At 67.2% G+C, this 24,146-nt stretch carries 20 protein-coding genes; 16 read left to right on the forward strand and 4 right to left on the reverse strand.

Annotated elements, in window-relative coordinates:
- Positions 1-100: 100 nt before the first annotated feature.
- On the forward strand, positions 101-1,549 hold the full coding sequence (locus VGV37_RS04410) for a TolC family protein (RefSeq protein WP_326878409.1): 1,449 nt from the start codon (positions 101-103) through the stop codon (positions 1,547-1,549).
- 6 nt (positions 1,550-1,555) lie between these two features.
- Here the strand turns inward: VGV37_RS04410 and VGV37_RS04415 are convergent, their stop codons facing one another.
- A complete protein-coding gene (locus tag VGV37_RS04415; RefSeq protein WP_326878410.1) occupies positions 1,556-2,032 on the reverse strand; it encodes a helix-turn-helix domain-containing protein in 477 nt (158 codons plus the stop codon).
- Between the two features lie 323 nt (positions 2,033-2,355).
- Between VGV37_RS04415 and VGV37_RS04420 the strand changes: the two genes are divergently transcribed.
- The 5 genes from VGV37_RS04420 (at position 2,356) to VGV37_RS04440 (ending at position 9,287) form a co-directional block, all read left to right on the forward strand.
- The gene (locus VGV37_RS04420) at positions 2,356-3,381 is read left to right on the forward strand and encodes a glycosyltransferase family 4 protein (protein WP_414637920.1); all 1,026 of its coding nucleotides are present in this window, start codon (positions 2,356-2,358) and stop codon (positions 3,379-3,381) included.
- Between the two features lie 16 nt (positions 3,382-3,397).
- On the forward strand, positions 3,398-5,584 hold the full coding sequence (locus tag VGV37_RS04425; RefSeq protein ID WP_326878412.1) for an amylo-alpha-1,6-glucosidase: 2,187 nt from the start codon (positions 3,398-3,400) through the stop codon (positions 5,582-5,584).
- Positions 5,585-5,651: 67 nt separating this feature from the next.
- Positions 5,652-7,424, forward strand: a complete 1,773-nt coding sequence (locus tag VGV37_RS04430; RefSeq protein WP_326878413.1) for an ABC transporter ATP-binding protein — start codon at positions 5,652-5,654, stop codon at positions 7,422-7,424.
- On the forward strand, positions 7,421-8,023 hold the full coding sequence (locus tag VGV37_RS04435) for a PRC-barrel domain-containing protein (RefSeq protein ID WP_326878414.1): 603 nt from the start codon (positions 7,421-7,423) through the stop codon (positions 8,021-8,023). The genes VGV37_RS04430 and VGV37_RS04435 overlap by 4 nt, the downstream gene beginning before the upstream one ends.
- Positions 8,010-9,287 (forward strand): MFS transporter, encoded by a 1,278-nt coding sequence (locus VGV37_RS04440; protein WP_326878415.1) that lies wholly within the window; start codon positions 8,010-8,012, stop codon positions 9,285-9,287. The genes VGV37_RS04435 and VGV37_RS04440 overlap by 14 nt, the downstream gene beginning before the upstream one ends.
- A 31-nt stretch (positions 9,288-9,318) precedes the next feature.
- Here the strand turns inward: VGV37_RS04440 and VGV37_RS04445 are convergent, their stop codons facing one another.
- Positions 9,319-9,702, reverse strand: coding sequence for a response regulator (locus tag VGV37_RS04445; RefSeq protein ID WP_326878416.1), 384 nt, complete (start codon positions 9,700-9,702; stop codon positions 9,319-9,321).
- Positions 9,703-10,109: 407 nt separating this feature from the next.
- Here VGV37_RS04445 and VGV37_RS04450 point away from each other — a divergent pair, with 407 nt between their 5' ends.
- The 3 genes from VGV37_RS04450 (at position 10,110) to VGV37_RS04460 (ending at position 14,436) form a co-directional block, all read left to right on the forward strand.
- Positions 10,110-11,987 (forward strand): TonB-dependent receptor plug domain-containing protein, encoded by a 1,878-nt coding sequence (locus VGV37_RS04450; protein ID WP_326878417.1) that lies wholly within the window; start codon positions 10,110-10,112, stop codon positions 11,985-11,987.
- Between the two features lie 71 nt (positions 11,988-12,058).
- Positions 12,059-12,619 carry a YfiR family protein gene (locus tag VGV37_RS04455; RefSeq protein WP_326878418.1) on the forward strand — a complete coding sequence of 187 codons (561 nt, stop codon included), beginning with the start codon at positions 12,059-12,061 and terminating at the stop codon, positions 12,617-12,619.
- A complete protein-coding gene (locus VGV37_RS04460) occupies positions 12,616-14,436 on the forward strand; it encodes an ATP-binding protein (RefSeq protein WP_326878419.1) in 1,821 nt (606 codons plus the stop codon). The genes VGV37_RS04455 and VGV37_RS04460 overlap by 4 nt, the downstream gene beginning before the upstream one ends.
- A 12-nt stretch (positions 14,437-14,448) precedes the next feature.
- On the opposite strand, the gene VGV37_RS04465 is transcribed toward VGV37_RS04460, so the two are convergent.
- Positions 14,449-15,597, reverse strand: a complete 1,149-nt coding sequence (locus VGV37_RS04465; protein WP_326878420.1) for an NADH:flavin oxidoreductase/NADH oxidase — start codon at positions 15,595-15,597, stop codon at positions 14,449-14,451.
- 95 nt (positions 15,598-15,692) lie between these two features.
- On the opposite strand from VGV37_RS04465, the gene VGV37_RS04470 reads away from it, so the two are divergent.
- On the forward strand, positions 15,693-16,379 hold the full coding sequence (locus tag VGV37_RS04470) for an EthD domain-containing protein (RefSeq protein ID WP_326878421.1): 687 nt from the start codon (positions 15,693-15,695) through the stop codon (positions 16,377-16,379).
- Positions 16,380-16,383: 4 nt separating this feature from the next.
- On the opposite strand, the gene VGV37_RS04475 is transcribed toward VGV37_RS04470, so the two are convergent.
- Entirely contained in the window at positions 16,384-17,502 is a 1,119-nt protein-coding gene (locus tag VGV37_RS04475) for an NADH:flavin oxidoreductase (protein ID WP_326878422.1), read from the reverse strand.
- Between the two features lie 110 nt (positions 17,503-17,612).
- Between VGV37_RS04475 and VGV37_RS04480 the strand changes: the two genes are divergently transcribed.
- The 6 genes from VGV37_RS04480 (at position 17,613) to VGV37_RS04505 (ending at position 24,131) form a co-directional block, all read left to right on the forward strand.
- Positions 17,613-18,500, forward strand: a complete 888-nt coding sequence (locus VGV37_RS04480; RefSeq protein ID WP_326878423.1) for an NAD(P)-dependent oxidoreductase — start codon at positions 17,613-17,615, stop codon at positions 18,498-18,500.
- A gap of 208 nt (positions 18,501-18,708) precedes the next feature.
- Positions 18,709-19,710 (forward strand): ABC transporter substrate-binding protein, encoded by a 1,002-nt coding sequence (locus VGV37_RS04485; RefSeq protein WP_326878424.1) that lies wholly within the window; start codon positions 18,709-18,711, stop codon positions 19,708-19,710.
- 5 nt (positions 19,711-19,715) lie between these two features.
- The gene (locus VGV37_RS04490; RefSeq protein WP_326878425.1) at positions 19,716-20,549 is read left to right on the forward strand and encodes an ABC transporter ATP-binding protein; all 834 of its coding nucleotides are present in this window, start codon (positions 19,716-19,718) and stop codon (positions 20,547-20,549) included.
- Positions 20,546-22,060, forward strand: a complete 1,515-nt coding sequence (locus VGV37_RS04495; RefSeq protein ID WP_326878426.1) for an ABC transporter permease — start codon at positions 20,546-20,548, stop codon at positions 22,058-22,060. Before VGV37_RS04490 ends, VGV37_RS04495 begins: the two co-directional genes overlap by 4 nt.
- A 28-nt stretch (positions 22,061-22,088) precedes the next feature.
- Positions 22,089-23,315, forward strand: coding sequence for a cytochrome P450 (locus VGV37_RS04500; protein WP_326878427.1), 1,227 nt, complete (start codon positions 22,089-22,091; stop codon positions 23,313-23,315).
- Positions 23,316-23,390: 75 nt separating this feature from the next.
- The gene (locus VGV37_RS04505) at positions 23,391-24,131 is read left to right on the forward strand and encodes an SDR family oxidoreductase (RefSeq protein ID WP_326878428.1); all 741 of its coding nucleotides are present in this window, start codon (positions 23,391-23,393) and stop codon (positions 24,129-24,131) included.
- The last annotated feature ends 15 nt before the right edge of the window (positions 24,132-24,146 follow it).

Raw genomic sequence — 24,146 nt, forward strand, 5'->3', positions numbered from 1 at the left:
GGAAGCCCCGCCCTTGTTGATATCATCATGAAAGTCATATATAGCAGTAACTATCGTCATGCAAGTATCATGATGAAACGCGATGAACGGGAGCGGCTGGATGGACGGGGCAGGCAACAGGGCGACGCGAGGTCTCGGTCGCGGGACGGGTTTCTTAGCGCTTGGACTTCTGCTGGAATCCTGCGCGGTCGCCGGACCCGACTACCAGGCGCCGGCCGCGACGCTGCAGCCGTTCCACAACGAAAGCGCGGTCGCGGCACGACCGGCAACCACGCCGCCGCTCGACAGCTGGTGGACCGGCTTCGACGATCCGGTCTTGACCCGCATCGTCCAGCGCACGCTGGATCAGAACCTGGACCTGGCCGCCTCGCTCGCCCGGGTCGATCAGGCCCGGGCTGCGGCTCAGGCGGCCGGCGCACAGCTGCTGCCGTCCGGCACGCTGGAGGCCGGCATCAGTCCCGAGCATCAGTCGCTGGAAAGTCCGATCGGCGCGATCGGCCGCCATCTGCCGGGCTACGGGCGCGACCAGAGCCTTTATGACGCCGGCATCGGCGCCAGCTGGGAGATCGACCTGTTCGGCGGCCTGCAGCGCGGCATCGAGGCGGCCGGCGCCGAAGCGGCGGCGGCTGAGGCCGACCATCTGGGTACGCGCATCTCGGTCGCGGCCGAAGCAGCCGACGCCTATTTCCAGATCCGCGGCGATCAGGCCCGCCTGAGGCTGGCGCAGGACCAGGTCGCAACCGACGCCCATCTGCTGGATCTGGTGCGCCTGCGCCAGACGCGCGGCGCTGCGACCGAGCGGGAAGCCGCCCAGGCCGACGCCCTGTTGTCGCAGGCCCGTGCGACGATCCCGCCGCTGCGCACGGCGGTCGAGGCACAGCGCAACCGGCTCGACGTGCTGATGGGCATGCAGCCGGGCACCGGCGACCTGGACCTGTCGGCCGAGGCGCCGATCCCCACGGTGCCGGGCGTGTCCTCGACCAGGGAAGCGTCCGACCTGCTGCGCCGGCGGCCCGACGTGCGCGCGGCGGAACGGCGGCTCGCCGCCAGCAACGCCCGGATCGGCGAGGCGATCTCGGACTATTACCCGAAGGTCTCCCTATCCGGCCTGCTGGGTTTCGAGAGCCTGAGCGCCGGCCATCTCGTCACCGGCGGCGCCTTCCAGCCCCAGGCGACCGCCGGCCTGCGCTGGCGCCTGTTCGATTTCGGCAAGGTCGACGCGGAGGTCGCCCAGGCGCGCGGCGCCACTGCCGAAGCGCTGGCCCGCTATCGCCGGTCGGTGCTGCATGCCGCCGAGGATGTGGAGAATTCCTTCACGGCCCTGGTGCAGTTCGAAGCGCAGAACCAGGAACTGGCCCATGAGATCGACGCCCTGGCGCGCGCCCGGGACAGTTCGCAGGAAGCCTATCAGGGCGGCGCCATCGGCCTGACCGACGTGCTCGACGCCGATCGTCAGCTGCTGCTGGCCCAGGACGACCTGGCCCGCACCCGGGCCGACACGGCGCGGGCGGCGGTCAGTTCGTTCCGGGCGCTGGGCGGCGGCTGGTAGCCGCCGTCACGCGGCAGGCACACCCTGGCGGCGGGATGCATAGCGGCGGCGCACCTCGTCGTCGGCTGCCGGGCCGGCGGCGGCGTGATGGGTCGCCTCCGACAACGGTCGGCCGGTTACGCGATCGACCAGCATCGGGTCGGCCGGCGCACCGGTTTCGTTGTCGACGAGCAGGACGGTCGCTCCCTCCGGTGCGAAATGCTTGTTGCCATAGGCAAGCATCGACCAGAGCACCGGCCGGAAATCCCGTCCCTTCTCCGTCAGCACATATTCGTCGCGCGGCGGCCGCTCGCTGTAGCGGCGGCGTTCGAGCAGGCCGGATTCCACGAGCGCGTTCAGCCGGCGGGTCAGCATGTTCGGCGCGATCTCCAGGCTTTTCTGGAACTGGTCGAACCGCGTGAAGCCATGGAAGGCGTCACGCAGGATGAGGATGCTCCACCATTCGCCCACATGCTCGAGGCTGCGGGCGATCGGACAGGGCATGTCGCCGAAACTCTTACGCTGCATGAAGACCCGGAAGGCTGGTGAAAAACGCTCGGCGCCGGTGCCGACGGCTCTTCATATCATGGTGATAGCGGCATGGGAATTCCAGTTCGCGACGGGGACCAACCGGCTCGAAAACAGGCTCCGGCCCGCGACGCCGAATCGCGGCACCACGACGCAGTGCAATAAAGGTCACGGAACCGATCGGTCGACGAAGGTGTCTTCGCAGGTAGGGTCCGCCTCGCCGACACAGGGGGTGATCCCGCTCGTTCCCCTCAAATCCGGCAAGGTTCCCCATGAAAATCGCCCAAGTTTCATCGCTGATGGAAGCTGTGCCCCCGAAGCTCTATGGCGGCACCGAGCGGATCGTCGCCTATCTGACCGACGAGCTGGTCGAGCTTGGGCATGACGTGACCCTGTTCGCCAGCGGCGACAGCCAGACCAAGGCGAAGCTTGCGGCCGTATGGCCCCATGCCCTGCGGCTGGACCCGACGATGCGCGATTATCTGGCGCCGCACATCATCCTGCTGGAGACCCTGGCGCGCCGGGCCCACGAGTTCGACATGATCCACCTGCACATCGACTATCTGGGCTATCCGCTGTTGCAGCGGATCGACGTGCCGTTCGTCACCACGCTGCACGGCCGGCTCGATCTGCCGGAACTGCGGCAGGTGTACGAAACCTTCTCCGAAGTGCCGGTCGTCTCGATCTCCGATTCCCAGCGCGAGCCGCTGCCGATCGCGAATTATGTCGACACGATCTACCACGGCCTGCCGCGCCGCCTGCTGAAGGCCGGTACAGGATCGGGAGGCTACCTGGCGTTCATCGGCCGCATCTCGCCGGAAAAGGCGCCAGACGCCGCGATCCGCATCGCCGGGGCCGCCGGCATGAACATCAAGATCGCGGCCAAGATCGACAAGGTCGACCAGGCCTATTTCGAAGAGCATGTCGAGCCGCTGCTGGCCCTGCCGCACGTGGAATTCATCGGCGAGATCGACGAATTCCAGAAGAGCGAGTTCCTGGGCAATGCCGCCGGCCTGCTGTTCCCGATCGCCTGGCGCGAGCCGTTCGGACTGGCGATGATCGAGGCCATGGCCTGCGGCACACCGGTCGTCGCCATGCGCCAAGGCTCCGTGCCCGAGGTGATCGAGGAGGGGGTCAGCGGTTTCATCGTCGAGAACGAAGACGAGGCCATCGCCGCGGTCCGCCGCCTGCCCGAACTGGATCGCGCGAAGGTGCGCCACGCCTTTGACACACGGTTCACCGGACGCCGGATGGCAGAGGACTACGTTCGCCTCTACGAGCGGCTGATCGCCATGCGCCAGCCGATGCAACTGAAACTTGCTTGAGAAGCGGGAGGGCGGGATGACCGAAACCAGCGCGATGCCGTCGGACAGCCCCGAAGCCGTTTCGCCCTTCTACATCCCCGCCACCGCGGCCGTCGCGACGCAGCGGCCGCGGGTGCTGAAGCAGGGCGAGGCCTTTGCGGTCCTCGACGATTTCGGCAATGCCCAGGCGATGGGGCCGGCCGCCCAGGGCCTGTTCTTCGAGGACACGCGCTATCTGGCCCAGTTGCTGCTGACCATCGACGGCGTCCGTCCGCTGCTGCTCTCCTCCTTCGTGACCGAGGGCAATGGCGCGCTGTCGGCCGACCTCACCAACCCGGACCTGGTTTCCGAGGATGGGCGCAAGTTGCCGAGGGACACGGTCCATATCCTCAGCACGACCCTGCTCGGCAACGATGCGCTGTTCCAGAGCCTGGCCATTCGCAATTTCGGCCATGAGGAAGTCCGCTTCCGGCTGGACGTGAATTTCGCGGCCGATTTCGTCGATATCTTCGAGGTACGCGGCACACCACGCGCCAGGCGCGGCGAGATGTTGCCGGACGAACGGACGACGGACGGCGTCGTGCTGGGGTACCAGGGCCGCGACGACATCCTGCGGCGGACCTGCCTGACTTTCGACCCCCCGCCGGAAATGGCGAACCCGCGCCGCGCCGGCTGGACCGTCACCCTGTCGCCCGGCGGCACACGCACCATCGAAATCGCGATCCAATGCGTCCGCGGCAACAATCCCGTGGCGCGCCCGGACCGCGGCGCCTGCCTGGTTGCCGCCGCCGGGCGCAGGGCGAGCCGCCAGGCCGACACCACCCAGCTCTTCACCAGCAACGAGAGCTTCAATGACTGGGCCAGCCGCTCGCGCGCCGATCTCGAGATGCTGGTGACCGACACGCCGCAGGGCCTCTATCCCTATGCCGGCATCCCCTGGTTTTCGACCGCGTTCGGCCGCGACGGCATCATCACGGCGCTGCAATGCCTGTGGATGGACCCGACGCTGGCGGCGGGCACCCTGCGCTTCCTGGCGGCGAACCAGGCGACCGAGCTCGATCCGCGGGCCGATGCGGAGCCCGGCAAGATCCTGCATGAGACCCGCCACGGCGAGATGGCGATCCTGGGCGAGGTGCCGTTCGCGCGCTATTACGGCGGGGTTGATTCGACGCCGCTGTTCGTCGTCCTGGCCTCGGCCTACTATCGACGCACCGGCGATATGGCGCTGATCCGTTCGATCTGGCCGCAGATCGAGGCGGCGCTCGAGTGGATGGCCAAATATGGCGACCTCGACGGCGACGGGTTCCTGGAATATGACCGGAAGTCCGTGAACGGCCTGATCAACCAGGGCTGGAAGGACAGCAGCGATTCGATCTTCCATGCCGACGGCCGGCTGGCCGACGCACCCATCGCGCTCGCCGAAGTCCAGGCCTATGCCTATGCCGCCTACCTGGGCGCTGCCGAACTCGCGACCCGGATGGGCCAGGCGGATCGTGCCACAGCCCTGACGGAGGCTGCCGAGCGGCTGCGCGAGAATTTCGAACAGGCGTTCTGGCTGGAAGCCCTCGGCACCTATGCCCTGGCGCTCGATGGTCGCAAGCAGCCGTGCCGGGTCGCCGCCTCCAACGCCGGCCATGTGCTGATGGGCGGGCTCGCCTCGCCGGAACGGGCCGCACGCGTCGCGGACCGGCTGGTCTCGCCCGCATCCTTTTCGCTCTGGGGCATCCGCACCGTCGAGAGCACCGAGGCGCGCTACAACCCGATGTCCTATCACAACGGGTCGGTCTGGCCGCACGACAACGCGCTGATCGGCCTGGGGTTCGCACGCTACGGCCTGCGCGAGCCGCTGCTGAAGGTGATGAGCGCGCTGTTCGACGCCTCGATGTTCATGGCCGACCGGCGCCTGCCGGAACTGTTCTGCGGCTTCGAGCGCCGCCCGGGATCGTCGCCGACCGGATATCCCGTCGCCTGCATTCCCCAGGCCTGGTCCTCCGCCTCGGTGTTCGGGCTGCTGGGCGCCGTGCTCGGGATCTCGTTCGACCCGGCGGCGCGGCAGATCCGGTTCACCCGCCCGGCGCTGCCGGACTGGATGGACGATTGCCGGATCACCGACCTGCGGCTGGGCGACGCCTCGGTCGACCTGCAGCTGCGGCGCCACGGCAGCGACGTAGCCCTGCATGTGCTGAAGCGCACCGGCGACGTGGAGATCGCGATCATCAACTGATCGGCCGCCAAGCCTGCCAGCACCTTCGAGAGACGAAAGATCCTTATCCTCCGTCCCTGAAAGGTGAATGACGAGCATGTCCCTGCCCCGCTACGCCTCGCGCGGCCCCGGTCGTTTCCTGCTGCACTACGTTTCGCGCCGCCTCGGCACCCATCTGGTCGTGCTGTTCGCGGTCTTCGCCGCCGTCGGCTGCGCCATCGGCGCCCAATATGGCGTCAAGAACCTGGTCGACGCGCTGGGCGATCCCAATGTCGGCGACACACGCCTGTGGGGTGCCGTCGGCGTGCTGCTGGCGCTCGTTGCCGGCGACAACCTGCTGTGGCGGCTGGCCGGCTGGGTCGCGACCTATGCCTTCGTAGCGGTCGGCGGCGACCTGCGCCTCGACCTGTTCGACCATCTGTCGGGCCATGGCACCCGTTATTTCGCCGACCAGTTTCCGGGCGCGCTCGGCGGCCGCATCTCGACCGCCGCCAACACGGCCTACATCATCGAGAACTCGCTGACCTGGACTACGATTCCGCCGGCCACCGCGGTGCTGAGCAGCATCGCGCTGCTGGGCATCATCAACTGGGAGATCACGGCGGTGCTGTTCGCGATCGTGGCGATCCTGGCCGCGATCATCGCCAAGCTGGCGTCGAGCGGCCACGACCTGCACGCGCGCTTTGCCGGGCGGGCCGCCGCGGTCAGCGGCGACATCACCGACGTGGTCAGCAACATGAGCCTGGTACGCGCGTTCGGCGCCGCCCGGCGCGAGCAGGACCGCCTGTCCCGCAAGATCGAGGGCGAGATGTCGGCGCAGCGCGACAGCCTGCGCTCGCTCGAACGGCTGCGGCTGTTCCATGCCTTTTCGGTCTTCATCGTCACCGGCGGCATCCTGGTCTGGGCGATCGAGCTGTGGCGCCAGCACCTGATCACGACCGGCGACGTGGTGCTGACCACCACGCTGGGCTTCACCATGCTGCATGCCTCGCGCGACCTGGCGATGGCCCTCGTGGAGATGGTCCAGCATTTCGCCAAGCTGGGCGAGGCGATCCAGGTCCTGGGCCTGCCGCACGAGATGCAGGACAGACCGGACGCAAGGCCGCTGATCAACCTTGGCGGCGGCGTCACGTTCGAAGGCGTCGCCTTCAACTATCCGAGCGGCGCCCCGGTGCTGCTGGGCTTCGATCTCCAGGTTCCGGCGGGTCAGAAGGTCGGGCTGGTCGGCAAGTCCGGCGCTGGGAAATCGACCATCATCGCGCTGCTGCAGCGGCTCTACGACCCGGTCATGGGACGCGTGCTGATCGACGAGCAGGACATCGCCCACGTCACCCAGGAAAGCCTGCGCCATTCCGTGGCGGTGGTGCAGCAGGACATTTCGCTGTTCCATCGCTCGGCGCTGGAGAACCTGCGCTACGGCAAGCCCGAGGCGACCGACGACGAGGTCTATCACGCTGCCGAGGCGGCCCATTGCACCGAATTCATCCGGCGCCTGCCGGACGGGTTCGACACGATCGTGGGCGAGCGTGGCCTGAAGCTGTCCGGCGGCCAGCGCCAGCGCCTGGCGATCGCACGCGCGTTTCTGCGCGATGCCCCGATCATCCTGCTCGACGAGGCGACCTCGGCGCTCGATACCGAATCCGAGCAGTCGATCCAGGAAGCGCTGATGCGGCTGGTCAAGAACCGCACGGTCATCGCCATCGCCCACCGGCTGTCGACGCTCAATTCGTTCGACCGCATCCTCGTGCTGGAGCGCGGGCGGATCATCGAGGACGGGTCGCCGCGCGACCTGCTGCGCCGGAATGGCCCCTATAGCCGGATGTACGGACGGCAGCTGTCCGGCATGGAGAAGCGGGAATGAGCCGCCTTCGGACCGGCCGCGCGTTGCTGGTCTTGGCCGGCCTCGTCCTGTCGCCGCCGCTCGCCCACGCCGGCGACGATCCATCGCCATCGCCGTCGAGCGGTCCGGCGCCCGACGCGGCGTCCGTGCCATCTGGTCAAGCGCCGGCGGGCAATCAGGCGACGCCGCCGCCCATGGACCAGCCCGCCTCGCCGCCCCCCGCGCCGAGCCCGCCACCACCCCCGCCCGCACCGGCGAAAGAGGTGCCCCAGCCGCCGAAGAACCTGGAGCCGATCCCCAAGACGGCGGCCATTTCCGTTCTCGGCAAAAAGGTGCATGGCCCGGCCGGCGAAGACATGGGCCGGGTCGTCGACCTGCTGCTCGACCGCGATGGCCGGTTGCAGACCGTGGTGATCGATTTCGGCGGGTTCCTGGGCGTCGGCAGCCGAAAGATCGCGATCGACTGGCGGCTGGTCCGCTTCGTGCCGGACGACGCGGACGCGCCGATCGCGCTCAGCCTGGGCAAGGCCGACGTTCAAGCGGCTCCTGAATACAAGGACACGGCGCAGCCGCCGGTGATGGTCGGACCGCCGCCGTCCGGTCCCGATGTTGCTCGATAGGCCCGCAGCGGCGGTCGACCGGCACGGTACGCCATCGGACCCTGCCGGTCCGGTTCATCGGTCGGCCGGATGGGGGCTCGACGCGCTCAACCTGTGCGTCGCCAACATCCAGACCGGTTTCGGGCCGTTCATCGCCGTCTTCCTGACCAGCCAGGGCTGGACCCAGACGGCGATCGGCTTCGCCCTCAGCATCGGCACGGTCACCGCGATGGCAAGCCAGGTGCCGGCCGGTGCCCTGGTCGATGCCATCGCCCGGAAGAGCGCCGTGGCACTGTTCAGCCTGCTCGCCTTCACCGGCAGCGCATTGCTGTTCGCGATCTGGCCGACCACCTTGTCGATCTATCTTGCGGAGATCCTGCACGGTTTTTCCAGCTGTACGCTGGGCCCGGCTATCGCGGCGCTCAGCCTGGTGCTCGCCGGCTCCTCCTCGCTGGGCGCGCGGCTCGGCCGCAATGCCCGCTTCGCCTCGATCGGCAACGGCATCGGTGCGGCGCTGATGGGCGCCTGCGGCTACTACCTGTCGGAGCGGTCTGTCTTCTTCCTGACGGCGGCGCTGACCATCCCGGCGTTGGGTTCCCTGGTGCCGCTGTTCCGGTACGAGGCTGCGGCTCCCCCGGCAAAGCGCACGGAACCGGGAGCATCGGTGACACATGGCGGCCGTTTCGCGATGATCCGCCGGTTGCTGCTCGACCGGCGCCTGGTTGTTTTCGGCTTCTGCGCCGCCCTGTTCACGCTCGGCAATGCCGCCCTGCTGCCGCTCGTCAGCAGCGCATTGACCAAACGGGCGACGGGCGAGGCCAACCTGCTGATCGCGGCCTGCATCGTGCTGCCGCAGGTCATCGTGGCACTCCTATCGCCAACGGTCGGGCGCATCGCCGACCGGCTGGGCCGGCGCACCGTCGTGCTGCTGGCCTTCCTGTCGCTCGCCGTGCGCGCCTTTCTGTTCGCCTGGGTGACGGAGCCGGCCTTGATCGTCGCGATCCAGGCGTTCGACGGCATCGCGGGCGCCTGCTTCGGCGTGATGGTGCCGCTGGTCACGAGCGACATCGCCGGGCGCACCGGCCATTTCAACCTGTGCCTCGGGATGGTGGGGTTCGCGATCGGCATCGGTGCCACGATCAGCACCAGCCTCGCCGGCTGGACCGCGGATCATTTCGGCGACGTCGCGACGTTTTTGAGCTTCGCGGCCGTCAGCGCCGCCGGCGCCATCCTGGTCTGGGTGGCACTGCCGGAAACGCGTCCGGCGCGGCCGGAAGCCGCCTGACGTCGCACCGAAAACACGCGCGGCCGGGTGATCAGCCGGCGACGAGTGCCTGGAGCCTTTCAGCAACCTCGTGCAGCCGATAGGGCTTGCGGATGAAACGGCCGGCCCAGTCGAAATCGGCCGGTGCCTGTGCGCTGCCGATCTCGCCCGAGGTCAGAATGGTGCAGATCGCCGGATAACGCTCCGCGATCCAGCCGGCCAGGGCGAAGCCGTCCATCGCGCCCGGCATGCGGACGTCGGTGAAGACGACCGAGACGCCCGGCCCCTGTTCCAGGATCTCGACCGCTTCCTGCGCATCGGACGCTTCGACGACGGCAAAGCCGCGGTCGCGCAGCGCGTCTCCGACCGCCATGCGGATCAGGAAGTCATCTTCGACCACCAGGATGGCCGGATCGGTCCGTTCTATCGGTGCCATGGGTTCGGTACCTCGAGACGCCGCGATGCGGATCGACGGAAGGGGAAGTTCGGCACCGCGGTATCGTCAGTCATCATGACCCGATCTCACCACCAGACCCTCACCGGTTCATGAAGATTTGATCGGCTTCGGCTACAGAAAGTTCGGCGCGCAGGCACGCCGCCACTCTCGTGCGGAACGAGTGCTGGAACTCGCGTCGGCGCTAAATTAACGTCGGGCGGACAACGCCGACTTCGGCGAAACGGTGAGGCGCAAAGGTGGATCTCGTCCGCGGTCCGGCCATCGCAACCATACACGGGAGCGGCCGTTCACAGCGCACAGGGCCGATTGGGGGAACGTCGGTGACAAGAAGCCGGAAACGGTCGCGCCTAGGCGGAGCGGAAAGGAGATCGCCGGGATCTTCCGGCATGGCCGGTCTTGCGCTCGCCGGAATTATGGCCGGCATCGTCTCGCCCGCCGCGGCCCAAACCATCGACGAGTTGCGGCAGCTTTCGATCGAGGAGCTCGCGAACGTCCAGATCTCCTCGGTTTCCAAGACGTCCGGACCGCTGAGCGACGCGCCGGCGGCGGTCTATGTCATCAGCCACGAAGACATCGTCCGGTCCGGTCTGACCCGTATTCCGGAGCTTCTGCGGCTGGCGCCCAACCTGGAAGTCGCCCAGCTGAGCCCGACCAGCTACGCGATTTCGGCGCGGGGCTTCAACGTCGGCAACAACGCCAGCCTGTCCGACAAACTGCTGGTGCTGGTCGACGGCCGCAGCGTCTATACCCCGCTGTTCGGCGGCGTCTATTGGGACATGCAGCAGGTGCTGCCGGAGAATATCGAGCGGATCGAGGTGATCAGCGGTCCCGGCGCCACGCTATGGGGCGCCAACGCCGTCAACGGCGTCATCAACATCATCACGCGCAAAGCGTCGGATACCCAGGGCGGGGTCCTGACCATCGGTGCCGGCAATCTCGAACGCAGCGCCAGCCTGCAATATGGCGGCAAGATCGGCGACAACCTGACCTATCGCGTCCATGCCGAGGGCGCCTATTACAGCCCGTACCAGGTTCCCGGCGGGCCCGACGCAAGCGACAGCTGGTCCAAACCACAGGGTGGCTTCCGGATCGACTGGACCCCGGCGGGCGACGCGCTGTCGCTGCAGGGCGACATCTACCAGGCATCCGAGGCGCCCAACGGCTCGATCGGCGGCCGCGACATGCTGGCCAGTTGGCAGCATCAGCTGGGCAACGGGTCGCTCCAGCTGCAGGCCTATTTCGACGAGGCCAAGCGTTACCTGGACGACGGCAATGGCGGCTTCTCGATCGCTACCTACGACGTCGAATTCCAGCACAGCTTCACGCTCGGTGCCCGGAACAGCATCGTCTGGGGCGCCGGCGACCGGGTCATCAGCTATCACTTCGAGAATACGGCGCTCGCCTTCGTGCCGGCCGGGCAGACGCTCAACCTGTCGGACATCTTCGGCCAGGATACGATCGGTCTCAGCGACAGGGTCAAGCTGACGCTCGGCCTCAAGCTGGAGAACGATCCGTTCGCCGACACCGAGCCGCTGCCGAGCGCGCGCATCTCGTGGAAGGTGACCGACGATGCGTTGCTCTGGTCGGCGGTGTCGCGGGCGATCCGTGCGCCGACGCCGGTCGATCGCGACCTGGTCGAAAGCCTCGGGGGAGCGCCGTTCCTGACCGGCTCGCAGAGCTTCGTGCCCGAGGTGCTGACCGCCTACGAGGTGGGAACGCGCATCCAGGCTTCGCCGAGGCTGTCGTTCTCGGTGTCGAGCTTCTACAACGTCTATGACGATCTGAGGACCATCGAGACGGCGCCCGGCGGGTTCCTGCCGCTGCGCTGGGGCAACAAGATGATGGGCCTGGTCTACGGCACCGAAATCTGGGGCAGTTTCCGGGTCGCCGACTGGTGGCGCCTGAGCGCCAGCGTCGATCTGCAGCACGAGCACCTGCGCTTCAAGCCGGGCAGCAGCGGGATCGGCGGCCTGGCCTTCGCCGCGGAGGATCCGAACCATCAGGCGACCCTGCGTTCGTCGATGAACCTCGCAGACGACGTCACCTGGGAAGCCGACCTGCGCTATGTCGGCAAATTGCAGAACACCACGGTGCCGGAATATGCCGAGATGAACACCAGTCTGGGCTGGACCCTCTCCAAGTCCCTGGAGGTCACCCTCTCCGGGTTCAACCTGCTGCATGCCCACCACGTGGAATTCCTCGAATCGGGACAGAGCGACCAGATACCGCGCAGCTTCTTCGTGGCGACCCGGTGGAGATTTTGACCGTGCCGGCGATCGAGAGGGATAGGGCCAGACCGGCCCGCCGCGACCGACGACCCGCGGGCGCCTGAGCGATGACCGGCCCGCGACCGGCAAGCGGCCGTTTCAAGCGATGGGGTTTCATCGCTGCGGCCCTGCTGTGCCTGGGCCTGTCGGATGCCCGCGCCGACGACGGTCCGGGCGTGGCCGCGATCGAGGCTGCCTATCTGACCAAGTTCGCGGCCTTCGTCGACTGGCCCGCCGGCGAGCCTGCCGGCCCGCGAACGCTCTGCGTATTCGATCACGACCAGATCGCGGGCCTGATCGAGATTGCCGAGAGCAAGCCCGCCGCGGATGCCAGCCCGACGGCCCTGCGTCGTCTCGCACCGGGTGCGCCCACAGCAGGATGCCAGATCCTGTTCATCGACGCCGACGGGAAAGCGAACACGCCGCCGCCCGAAGCCGCGGTCCCCGGCGCGTCGACGCTCGTCGTGACCAACCAGGCGGAGGAGGGGCACAAGGGCGTCATCAATTTCGTCGTGCGCGACAATCACGTGCGGTTCGAGATCGATGATGCCCAGGCGGCACGGCGCGGACTGACGATCAGTTCGAAATTGCTGAGCCTTGCCGTTGCCGTAAGGCCGAGGGAGCCATGAAGGACACGCCGATGATGCGCCGTTCGCCAGCCGCATTCTTCAGTCGGTCCCTGCCGACATTCGCCCTGTCGGCCGCCGCGATCCTGTTGCTCGCCGGCCTGACGATCGTGCTCTATACCGACCATTCCTACCGCTACGAGCGCATCGGACAGCTGACGGTGCAGGCAGGCATCCTGGCGTCGACCGTGACCGCCGCCGTGGCGTTCGACGACAAGGAGGCCGCCCGCGAATATGTCGGTGCGCTCGAAGCGGACCCGGCCTTGCGCGCGGCGGCGGTCTATGGTGCCGACGGCACCCTGTTCGCCAGCTATCTGCGCGACGGTGCGATGCCGCTGCCCGACCGGCTGCAGCTGGGATCCATCCCGACCGAAGACGGACGCCTCGCCGTCACGGCCCCGATCATCCAGAACGGCGTCCTGCTGGGCACCGTTTTCGTGCGGACCCTGTCGGAACCGTTCCAGCAGCAGGTCCAGCGCTATGGCGCGATCGCGCTGCTGGCGATCATGGCAGCCCTGGTGGTCGGCGTCCTGGGCGTGGGGCAGGCCGCGCTGACCCGCGCGAACGTCGAGCTGGGGCAGCACGCCGCCGAATTGGCGGCGGTGAACGCCCAGTTGGAACACCAGATCGCGGAGCGCGAGCGCATCGAGGAGACGCTGCGCCAGGCCCAGAAGATGGAGGCGGTCGGCCAGCTGACCGGCGGCATCGCCCATGATTTCAACAATCTGCTGCAGATCATCCTGGGCAATCTCGACATCCTGAAACGGCTGGCGCCGGCCGGTGATCCGGCGTTCGGCCAGAAACTGGATGCGGCGGTGCGCGCCGGCGAGCGGGCCGCGGTGCTGACGGCGCAGCTGCTCGCCTTCGCCCGGCGCCAGCCGCTCGATTCCCGCCCGGTCGAAATGAACAAGCTGGTCGCCGGGATGTCGGACCTGCTGCGCCGGACCCTGGGCGAAGGGATCGTGATCGAGACCGCCCTGTCGGGCGGGCTGTGGTGGGTCTCCGCCGATGCGAACCAGCTGGAAAACGCCCTGCTGAATCTCGCAGTCAATGCCCGCGACGCGATGGAACGCGGCGGCCGGCTGACCATCCGGACGCGAAATGTGCAGCTGGACGAGCTTGACGAGGACGATCCGGCCGCGAGCCCGAGCGGCCCCTACGTCCTCGTCGCCGTGGGCGATACCGGCAGCGGCATGTCCGGAGACGTCATCAAGAAGGCGTTCGAACCGTTCTTCACCACCAAGGAGTTCGGGCGCGGCACCGGGCTGGGGCTGTCGCAAGTCTATGGGTTCGTCAAACAATCGGGCGGCCACATCAGGATCGTGAGCGCGGTCGGCAGCGGGACGACGATCGAAATCTATCTGCCCCGGATTCCCGATCCCGATCTGCGCCCGGTCGCAGCTCACGCACCGCAGGAAATGCCCCAGGGCTCCGACCAGGAACTGATCCTGCTGGTCGAAGACGACGAGAACGTGCGCGAAATCGGCCTCGAGATGCTGCGAGGCCTGGGCTACCGGGTGATCGAGGCCGAAGACGGGCGGGCGGCGCTGCGCCTGCTCGAGGGCGAACCGCGCGTGCGCCTGTTGTTCACCGATATCGGCCTGCCGGGCGACATGACCGGCTGGCAATTGGCCGAGGAAGCGCGCCGGCGCCGCCCGGAACTGCCGGTCCTGCTGACCACCGGCTACGCACCCGATCTGGTTGCTCACCAGGGCCGGCTCGACCGCGGGGTCGACCTGATCGGCAAGCCCTTCACCTATGCAGCGCTCGCCCACAAGGTCCGGCATATCCTGGAAGGGCGCCCCGTCCCCAAGGTTTGAACGGCCTCGGGCTCATCCCACCGACCGCCCCGCCAGATGCTCGCGGCGGGCGCGCAGCCACCAGGCGTAGGGCTCCGGCCAGGCGGAGAAGCTCGCATCGCCCAACCGTTCGGCGGCATGGGCCGCCCAGAACGGGTTGCGCAGTACTTCGCGCGCCACCGCGACCAGGTCCGCCGATCCGTCGGCGACGATCCGCGCCGCCTGCTCCGGCTCGGTGATCAGGCCGACGACCTGGGTCAAGACGCCGGTCCGGCGCCGGATCTCCGCCGCCAGCGGAACGTGGTATCCCGGCACGCGGGCGAAGGCCGAGGCGTTGGACGACAGGCCCGACAGGCCGCCCGACGAGACGTCGATCACGTCGATACCGCAGCGCACCAGCTCCGGCACCAGGGCGAGCGTATCTTCCAGTTCCCAGCCGCCCGCAACGCCGTCGATCGCCGAGATGCGGAAAAAGAGCGGCTTGCCCGCCGGCCAGGCGGCGCGTACCCGGGCCGCGACCTCGAGCGCGAAACGCATCCGGTTCGATCGGCTGCCGCCATAGCCGTCGTCGCGGAAGTTGGCGAGCGGCGACAAGAAGGAATGGATCATGTAGCCGTGGCCGCCATGCAGCTCCAGCGCCTCGAACCCGGCATGGTCGGCGAGTGCGGCGGCACGGACGTAGGCGGCCTGAACCTGTTCGATCATCGCAAGATCCATGGCGACGGGCGTCTGCGCCGCGGCCCGGCTGGGCACGGCGCTCGGCGCCCAGAGCGTCCAGGGCGGCTCGCCGCGTGCGGCATCGGCGCCCGTCAGCGGGCGCTTGCCCTCCCACGGCCGGCTGATGGCGCCTCGCCGGCCGGCATGGGAGATCTGGATGCCCGGTACTGCCCCCATCGACCGGATGAAGCCGGTCAACCGCCGAAGCGCGTCGGCCTGCACCGCGGACCAGATGCCCATGTCGCCATAGGAGATGCGCCCGACCGGATCGACCGCCATCGCTTCGGTGAACACGATGCCCGCATTGCCCATGGCGAACTGGCCCAGATGGACGAGATGCCAATCCGCCGGCATGCCGTCCACCGCCATGAACTGCTGCATGGGCGAGACGGTGACGCGGTTGCGCGCCCGCACGTCTCGGAGCGCGATCGGTTCGAACAGGCCGCCGGCCGGTGCATCCGCCATGAGCGATCCCTCTGCCAAATTGCTTTTGATCGCGATTTAGATCATAAATATCGATTATGTGATCAGAATTCCTTCAACGAGCGGGCCTGCCGCCCATGGGAACGCCGACGCCGCATCCCAAGCTGGTCTATTTCGCCGAGCGCCACCCCTCGTTCGATCCGGTGGGCTTCAAAGCGCGATGGCGCCAGCATGGCGCGCTGGGCATGAGCCTGCCGCGGTGGCGCAACATCGAGCGCTATGCACAATGCGACCCGATCCCGCTGTCCGCCGCCGGTTTCGCGCCGCTCGAGTGCGACGGCGTCGCCCTGGTCTGGTATCGCAGCGAGGCGACCCGCCAGGCCCATGGCGCGGATCCCGCGGCAGCGATGACGAAAGCGGACGAGCGGGAGACCTTTGCCCGCCCTGTCGCCCAATTCGCCCTGCTGACCGACGAAATCATCTTCAAGATGGCAGCGTCGGGCCGGCCGAAGCTGTTCGTCGCCCTCCGGCGCGCCGAGGCGCTGACCGCCGCCGCGTTCCGCGACTTGTGGTGCGGTGCGGTCGGTCCGCGCCTGGTGGAACGGGTCGGGTCGCTGGATCCCGGCGGCGGCTATGTCCAGAACCATGCGCGTGCCACCCCGTCGCCCCAGGGCTTCCCGGCCGATTGCATCGACGAGATCGCGCTCCGCGATCCGTCCGGCTTCCTCGATCGCCTGCGGGAAACGCTGGATCATTCGCACATCGTCGCGTCCGTCCGCTGCGTCCTGACCCAGGAAACCTTGCTCCATCCGGCGGCCGAATAGACGCTCAGTGGTAATCGTCCATGGCGGCGCGGGTGAACGGCAGGATCTCGTCGAACGCGCCGCGCCGCGCCTTTTCGACCCATTGCGGGTCGGCGAGAATGGCCCGCCCGACGGCGGCGAGATCGAAATCGCCGCGCGCCAGCCCTTCCTCGACCATGCGCAAGTCCGTCACGCTGGACGCGACATTGTCGGCCGTCCGGAAGAACTTGGACTGGTGCGGCTGGTCGAGGCCGATGCTGCCGACCGCGATGACCGGCCGATGGGACAGGTGCCGCGTCCAGGCGGCGAGCGATTTCGGATCGCCGTCGAACGCGCTTTGCCAGAAGCGGCGGGTGCTGACGTCGAAGATGTCCACGCCCGCCCGGGTCAGGAGGCGCAGGAACAGGCCCAGTTCCTCGGGCGTCTCGGCGATCCGCGCGTCATAGTCGGTCGCCTTCCACTGGGAAAATCGGAACAGGATCGGAAAGCCGTCCCCGACCGCCCGGCGCATCGCGCCGACGACCTCGACAGCGAGGCGGCAGCGATTCTCGATCGTCCCGCCGTAGCCATCGTCACGCCGGTTGTCCACCGGCCAGAAAAACTGGTCCAGCAGATAGCCATGCCCGCCATGGATGGCGACGCCGTCGAAACCCAGCTCGCGCGCGCTATAGGCGCTGCGGGCGTAGGAATCGGCGACGTCGCGCATGTCGTCGTGGGTCATCTCGACGACCAGGGTCTGCCCATCCTGCTCGATCTTCGACGGCCCGAACCCCGGCAGCGCCGGGTCCGGCGGCGCACCCCGCTTGCGGTTGTTCCCGACGTGCCAGATCTGCGGGACCATCGCGGCGCCCAGCCCGTGGACGGCGTCGAGCACCCGGCGCCAGCCGGCCAGCGCGGCCTCGCCGAAAAAATGCGGGACGTTCTGATAAACGGGCGCGCCCGGATGATCGATGTAGGTCGCCTCGCTGACGATCAGGCCGACGCCCGCCGCGGCACGCCGCCGGTAATAGTCGACGACCGCCGCATCCGGGACGCCGCCTGGCGAGCGGTACCGACTCATCGGCGACATCACAATACGATTCCGAAGATTCAAGCCGGAAATCGTGACGGGACTGAATAAAGGCGAAAACACATCAGTAGACATATGTCATTCCCCAAGTATTTTTGGAATTATCTTGTAATCATAAATCGAATATTGACTTTCCATTTTTTGAGAACATGATTTGCTCGTCATTTAACTTCGGGAGCGAAATCATGCGCGTCGGATTTGTCGGCCTGGGACTCATGGGCTTGCCGATGGCACGTCACCTGATTGCCGGCGGCCATCAGTTGTTCGTCGCCAGTTCGTCGTCGCAGCCGCTGGAGATCCTCGCGGCGGCCGGCGCCACGGTTTGCGCCACGCCCCGCGAAATCGCGGACCAGGTCGACGTTTTCTTTTCCTGCCGGGTCACGCCCGAACAATCGCGCGAGACATTCCTGGGCGCGGACGGGGCGATCCAGGCCGGGAACCGGGAATTGTTGTGCGTCGACCTGTCGACCATCGATCCCGAAACCTCGAAGGCGATCGGCCAGGCCCTGGCCGACCGGGGCATGGGCTTTCTCGATGCGCCGATCAGCGGCGGACCCGACGGCGCCGCAGCGAAGACGCTGAGCATCATCGTCGGCGGCGCCTCGGCGGATGTGGATCGCGCGCAGCCGCTGTTCGATCTGCTGGGCAAGAAGACGTTCCACATGGGGCCGATCGGCGCCGGTGTGGCCGCCAAGCTGTGCAACAACATGATCACCATCACGACCCATGCCCTCTTGGCCGAGGCCATGGTGCTGGGCGTCAAAGCCGGCATCGATGCCCATCGGCTCTATGAAGTGCTGAGCGCCAGTTCCGCCAGCAGCCGTTCGCTGGAGCGGGTGGTGCCGCACCATTTCCTCAAGCGCAACTTCGAGCCGGCGGTGATGATGGCGACGGTGGTGAAGGACCTGGAATGCGCGGTCGATACCGGCCGCAAGCTGGGCGTCCGCCTGCTGCTGCCCAACGTGGCGCTGCAATGCTTCGTCGAAGCCGCCGGCCTCGGCCACAGCGGGGACATCGCGTCGGTCATCCTGCCCATGGAGGCGATCGCCGGCGTCAAGGTCGGCACGAGCTGAGCGATCCGCCGCGCCCGGCGACCCGCCGCAGAAACGCTGGGTTTTCCGCCCATTTCCAGCTCGTTCGGACAACGGGTTCACGAGGAGAGAAATTGACATTATGATATTTCTCTTCATATTCGTGATGGATCCAGTACCATAGCCCCATAAGAAAAACGCCAGGAATTTTGTCTCACGACAGAAATTCCAAGCCACCCGGGAGGATCGGATGCTCGACAGAATGCAGCTCGGCCGACGGCAAGCCTTGGCGCTCGGCCTTGGCGCGGGGGCGGCGATGCTGCTGCCCGGCAAAGGCCTCGCCGCTGCGCAGAAGATGGAAATCCTGGTCGCCTACTACGGCGCGCTGATCAACACCGCGGTCGTCGGCGTCGGGCTCGAGAAGGGCTATTATTCCACGCCCCTGGTCGAGGTCACCGACGCGGTCAGCACGACCGGCGGCGGCACGGCGATCCGCAACATGGTCGGCGGCAACGTCGACTATGGCATCGTCGGCACGTCGGCCGCGCTCACAGGCATGCGCGAGGGCATCGACGTCCGCATCGTCCATGGCGCGATCCGCACTATGGAAGACCTGTTCTGGGTCTCGATGCCCAACAGTGGCATCAAGTCGATCCAGGACCTCAAGGGCAAGAAGATCGGCTTCACCAAGCCGAAATCGATCAGCGAGACCATGATCCGCTGGATGCTGAAGAAACACGGCATGGACGGACAGGTTCAGCTCATCTCGACCGGTGCCGTGGGCTCCGGCCTGTCGGCACTGGAATCCGGCGGCGTCGACGCGACGCTGATCCTGGAGCCGCTGTGGAGCGCCCGGAAGGGCCGCTACCAGGTCGCCTTCACCCTGTCGGAACTGCCGCCGATGAGCCAGATGGTCGGCGTCGCCACCGGCAAGATGATCCGCGAGCAGCCGGAGGTGCTGAAGGCGCTGATTGGCGCCTGGGGCAAGTCGGTCGACTTCACCTACAGCAACGGCGACGAGGCGGCGGCCCTGATGTCCAAGCGCTACGGCGCGCAGAACCTGCCGGTCGACGTGGCCAAGGAGGCGGTCGCGAATCTGCAGAAGATCAAGTACTGGAGCCGCGGCGAGATCGACATCGTCGGACTCGACTTCTGGGTCCAGGCGATGAAGGAGCAGGGCGAATGGGAGGGCGATCCCGACTGGTCGAAGATGATCAACCAGACGTTCCTCGCGGAAAACCTGCGCCGATGACCTTGATGAAGCGCAGTCCGGCGGTACCCGGCCGGATCGAGACGCCGGACGCGATCAGCGTCTCGATCTCCCAGGTAACGCGGGTCTATGCCGGCATGATCCATGCGCTGGGTCCGATCGACCTGACCTTGCGGCACAACGAGTTCTTCGCGGTCGTAGGCCCCTCCGGATGCGGCAAGTCCACCCTGCTCGACGTGCTGGCCGGCCTCAACAAGCCGACCGGCGGCGCCATCCTGTTCGAGGGCAAGCCGGTCGACGGCAGCGTGCCCGACGGGGTCGGCGTCGTGTTCCAGGAGGACGCGACCTTTCCCTGGCTGACCGTCGCCAGCAACATCGGCTTCGGCCTGCGCCGCCGGGGCATGGCGAAACCGGAAATCGCCAAGCGGGCCGAGCGGGCGCTCAATTTCATGGGCCTCGCGGCCTTCGCCGACGCCTATCCCAGCCAGCTCTCTGGCGGCATGCGCCAGCGGGTCTGCATCGCCCGCACCCTGGTGATGGAGCCGCGGCTGATCCTGCTCGACGAGCCGTTCGGGGCGCTCGATCAGCAGACGCGGCTGCTCATGGGCGACGAGCTGCTGCGCCTGTGGCGCGAGACCGGCGCCACCGTCATGCTGATCACCCATTCGATCGACGAGGCCGCCATGCTGGCCGACCGGGTCGGCGTGATGTCGTCCCGTCCCGGCCGTTTCATCGAGATCATCGAAACCGGCTGGCCGCGCGACCGCGACAGCCGGATCGCGACCCATGCCGAGTTCGGCCAGGTCACTGCCCGGATCTGGCAGCTGCTGCGCGGGGAATCGATGAAGGCGATGGCGGCGCAGTCGGCCCTGCAGGCATGAGGCTGGCGACGCTCATCCGCATCATCATCGTGCTGGCGGTCGTGCTCGCGCTCGAACTGGTCGCACGGCTGGGCTGGGTCAAACAGGGCCTGCTGACGCCGCCCACGGCGATGGTCGGCGAATTGTGGTCGCTGATGCACACGGCCGGGTTCTGGCACGACGTCTGGTTCAGCGCGAAGGCGACCGTGATCGCCTTCGCGCTGGCGATGGTCGTGGGCTGCACGCTCGGCGTCGTGCTGCACGGCCTGCCCCGGTTCCGCGACGCGATCGAGCCGCTGCTCTCGTCCTACTACGCGCTGCCGTTCTTCGCGCTCTATCCGCTGTTCGTCGTGCTGATGGGCATGAACCAGTCGCCGATCATCCTGCTGGGCTTCCTCTACGGCGTCATGGCCGTGATCATCGGAACCTTGAGCGGGCTCGACCGGATCCCGAAGGTGCTGCGTCGGACCGGCAGGATCCACCAGCTGTCCGGGCTGCGCGAGGCAATGTTCATCTCGCTGCCGGCGGCGGCACCGCACATCTTCACCGGCGGCAAGCTCGCGTTCGGTTACGCCATAACCGGCGTGCTGGGCTCCGAGTTCATCCTGGCCGACGCCGGCTTCGGCTATGACATCTCCTATGCCTATAATAATTTCGAAGACAGGAAGATGTATGCCCTGCTGCTGTTCCTGCTGATCGTCATCTCGGCGCTGACGATGCTGATCCATCGCGCGGAAGGCGCCATCCAGCATCGCTCCGGTCCGGTCCGGTCGTCCAGCGAGCACAAGGACGTCTCGAAACTGTCGAAGGCGTTGGCGGCGCTCGGCATCGCGGCCGTGCTGCTGATCGCCTGGCAGGGCGTGCATGATTTCGCCGGTACGGAGGCGTTGGCCCCGCCGCTGCAGACCGCAGAGCATCTCTGGGCGATGGCCGGGACCGACGGGTTCTGGGGCCATGTCGGCGAAACCGCGCGGGCGATCGGCCTCGCCCTGTTCTTCTCGTGTGCCGCCGGTACCCTGCTCGGCATCCTGATAGGCATGAGCCCGATCGCGAGCGAGGTGGTCTCGCCCCTGCTGGTCACGCTCTATGCGCTGCCCAAGGTGGCGCTCTATCCGCTGGTCCTGCTGTTCTTCGGCATCGGCCTGACCGCCAAGGTCGTGTTCGGTGCGATGTACGGCATGATCCCGATGATGCTGATCGCGATGAACGCGATCCGCAGCATGAACAGGACCCTGCCGAAGACCGCGCGCGTTCTGCAGCTGTCGCGCGCGCAGACCATCGGCACCGTCATCATTCCGGCGATCGTGCCGGAGCTGGTCACCGGCATCCGCGTCAGCTTTTCCATCACGTTCCTGGGCGTGATGATCGGCGAGATGTTCGCGTCCAGCCGCGGGCTGGGATTCCTGATCATGAACAGCATCGATATCAACGACACCGCCACCATGATGGCCGTGACGATCCTGATCGCCGCCTTCGCCATCACCGTCAACGCCGGCCTGATGGCGGCGGAACGCAGCATGGCCAAGGCCTGACCGGATCGGCGCTTTGAAAGGAGTTTGCATGTCAATCGAGGCAAAGCCCGTCGCGGACGAGACGGACCGGCTGCCCCTGTTCCCGTTCACCCGCACGCGCCAGTTCGAACTGCCCGCGCAATATGCCGAGGCGCGCGGCGGGTGCCCCGTCACACCCGTCCAATTGTGGAACGGCCAGAAGGCCTGGCTGCTGACGCGCCACGCAGATTTCTGCTCGGTCCTGGTCGACCCCCGCTTCTCGGGAGAGTTCGCGCGCCCCGATTTTCCGACCGTGACCGAGGCCCGGCGCGGCATCGACAAGGCGGAGCGCGCTTTTGTCGGCATGGACAATCCGCGCCACGACCATTACCGCCGCATGCTGCTGAAGGAATTCACGGCGAAGCGCATGCTGGCGCTGCGGCCGCAGATCGCCGCCATCACCGACGATCTGCTGAATGCGATCGAGCGGAAGGGCCCGCCGACCGACCTGATTGCCGCACTGGCGGTCGAGATGCCGGCGCTCGTCATGTGCGCGCTGTTCGGCTCGCCCTACGAGGACCATACCTACATCGCGAAATGCGCGGCGGGCCGGCACGGCCTGTCGCAATCGCCCGAGCAGGCGGCGCAGTCCGCGGCCGACCTGGTGGACTATTGCCGCCAGCTGATCGCCAAGAAAGAGGCGAACCCGGCGGACGACATGCTGAGCCGCGTCATCCGGGACTATGTCCTGACCGACGAGCTGAGCCGTGAGGATCTGGCCGACATGTGCTCGATGATCCTGCGGGCCGGCCATGACACGACGACGAACATGATCGGGCTCGGGACCTTGCTGTTCCTGCAGCATCCGGAGCAACTGGCGCGGCTCAAGGCCGAGCCGGACCTGATCGAGTCGGCGGTCGACGAACTGCTGCGCTATCTGTCGCCGGTGCAGTTCGCGCCGCGGCGCGTCGCGCTCGAGGATGCCGAGGTGAACGGCGCCCGGATCCGCAAGGGCGACGGGATCTTCGCGGTCAATGCCGCCGCCAACCGCGACGAGACCGAGTTTCCCGATCCCGACGCATTCGACATCGGCCGCGATGCCAGCAACCACCTGGCCTTCGGCTATGGCATCCATCGCTGCCTGGGCCAGGGCCTGGCGCGCATCGAGCTGCAGATCGTATTCCCGAAACTGTTCGAGCGCTTCCCGGACCTGCGCCTGGCGACACCGCTGGAAAGCGTCCCGTTCAAGTACGATTCCCAGATCTACGGGCTGTACAAGCTGCCGCTGGAATGGTGATCGGACGGCAATAGTGATTGCATTTATGATGTAACACATCAACAATATGATGAATAAGATCACCGGGGGAACGGGATGAGTGCCGACGCTGCGTCGCCGAAGGTCGTGATCATTACCGGCGGCCTGAGGGGCATCGGCCTCGCGACGGGCGAATTGCTGCGCTCGGAGGGATGGCAGGTCGTGCTGGCCGACCTCGACGAGGCGGATGCGGATCTGCACCGCGGCTTCGACTGCCGCCAGTTGGATGTGACCAGTACGCCGTCCGTGGACGGGCTCGCGGCCTCGGTGGTCGAGACCTACGGCCGCATCGACGGGCTGGTCAATGCCGCCGGTTTCAACCGGCATCAGCGGGTCGAGGAACTGGAGGACGAGACCTGGCAACGTCTGCTCGACGTCCATCTGGGCGGCGCGATGCGTCTGTGCCGGGCGATGGCGGCGCCGCTGCGGCAGAGCGCCGGCGCCGTGGTCAATTTCTCGTCGATCAATTCCCGGGTCGGCCGCCCGCGCCGGGCGCCCTATGCCGCGGCCAAGGCCGGCATCGAAGCGTTCACCCGGACCCTCGCGGTCGAATGGGCGCCCGAGGTCAGGGTCAATGCCGTGGTGCCCGGCATCGTCAACACGCGGATGGTGCAGCAGAACATCGAGCGGGGGCTGGTGCAGGTCGACAGCCTGATCGGGTTCATCCCGCTGAAGCGCATGGCGGAGCCGGCCGAACTCGCGTCCGTCGTCGAATTCCTGCTGTCGCCCCGATCCAGCTACATCACCGGCCAATCGATCGTCGTCGATGGCGGTGCTACCTCCAACGGCGATTGGTGACCGACCCTTTCACGA

It is taken from the genome of Aliidongia sp., assembly GCF_035943795.1.
Taxonomy (GTDB): Bacteria; Pseudomonadota; Alphaproteobacteria; order ATCC43930; family CGMCC-115725; genus Aliidongia.

Bases quoted from the DNA above. Each gene is read 5' to 3' on its own strand.
- VGV37_RS04490 (WP_326878425.1), top strand. From the start codon at position 19,716: ATGAAGCGCAGTCCGGCGGTACCCGGCCGGATCGAGACGCCGGACGCG.
- VGV37_RS04415 (WP_326878410.1), bottom strand. From the start codon at position 2,032: ATGCCCTGTCCGATCGCCCGCAGCCTCGAGCATGTGGGCGAATGGTGG.
- VGV37_RS04505 (WP_326878428.1), top strand. From the start codon at position 23,391: ATGAGTGCCGACGCTGCGTCGCCGAAGGTCGTGATCATTACCGGCGGC.
- VGV37_RS04470 (WP_326878421.1), top strand. From the start codon at position 15,693: ATGGGAACGCCGACGCCGCATCCCAAGCTGGTCTATTTCGCCGAGCGC.
- VGV37_RS04450 (WP_326878417.1), top strand. From the start codon at position 10,110: ATGGCCGGTCTTGCGCTCGCCGGAATTATGGCCGGCATCGTCTCGCCC.
- VGV37_RS04425 (WP_326878412.1), top strand. From the start codon at position 3,398: ATGACCGAAACCAGCGCGATGCCGTCGGACAGCCCCGAAGCCGTTTCG.
- VGV37_RS04500 (WP_326878427.1), top strand. From the start codon at position 22,089: ATGTCAATCGAGGCAAAGCCCGTCGCGGACGAGACGGACCGGCTGCCC.
- VGV37_RS04485 (WP_326878424.1), top strand. From the start codon at position 18,709: ATGCTCGACAGAATGCAGCTCGGCCGACGGCAAGCCTTGGCGCTCGGC.
- VGV37_RS04435 (WP_326878414.1), top strand. From the start codon at position 7,421: ATGAGCCGCCTTCGGACCGGCCGCGCGTTGCTGGTCTTGGCCGGCCTC.
- VGV37_RS04430 (WP_326878413.1), top strand. From the start codon at position 5,652: ATGACGAGCATGTCCCTGCCCCGCTACGCCTCGCGCGGCCCCGGTCGT.
- VGV37_RS04465 (WP_326878420.1), bottom strand. From the start codon at position 15,597: ATGGCGGATGCACCGGCCGGCGGCCTGTTCGAACCGATCGCGCTCCGA.
- VGV37_RS04445 (WP_326878416.1), bottom strand. From the start codon at position 9,702: ATGGCACCGATAGAACGGACCGATCCGGCCATCCTGGTGGTCGAAGAT.
- VGV37_RS04420 (WP_414637920.1), top strand. From the start codon at position 2,356: ATGGAAGCTGTGCCCCCGAAGCTCTATGGCGGCACCGAGCGGATCGTC.
- VGV37_RS04475 (WP_326878422.1), bottom strand. From the start codon at position 17,502: ATGTCTACTGATGTGTTTTCGCCTTTATTCAGTCCCGTCACGATTTCC.
- VGV37_RS04410 (WP_326878409.1), top strand. From the start codon at position 101: ATGGACGGGGCAGGCAACAGGGCGACGCGAGGTCTCGGTCGCGGGACG.
- VGV37_RS04460 (WP_326878419.1), top strand. From the start codon at position 12,616: ATGAAGGACACGCCGATGATGCGCCGTTCGCCAGCCGCATTCTTCAGT.
- VGV37_RS04495 (WP_326878426.1), top strand. From the start codon at position 20,546: ATGAGGCTGGCGACGCTCATCCGCATCATCATCGTGCTGGCGGTCGTG.
- VGV37_RS04455 (WP_326878418.1), top strand. From the start codon at position 12,059: ATGACCGGCCCGCGACCGGCAAGCGGCCGTTTCAAGCGATGGGGTTTC.
- VGV37_RS04480 (WP_326878423.1), top strand. From the start codon at position 17,613: ATGCGCGTCGGATTTGTCGGCCTGGGACTCATGGGCTTGCCGATGGCA.
- VGV37_RS04440 (WP_326878415.1), top strand. From the start codon at position 8,010: ATGTTGCTCGATAGGCCCGCAGCGGCGGTCGACCGGCACGGTACGCCA.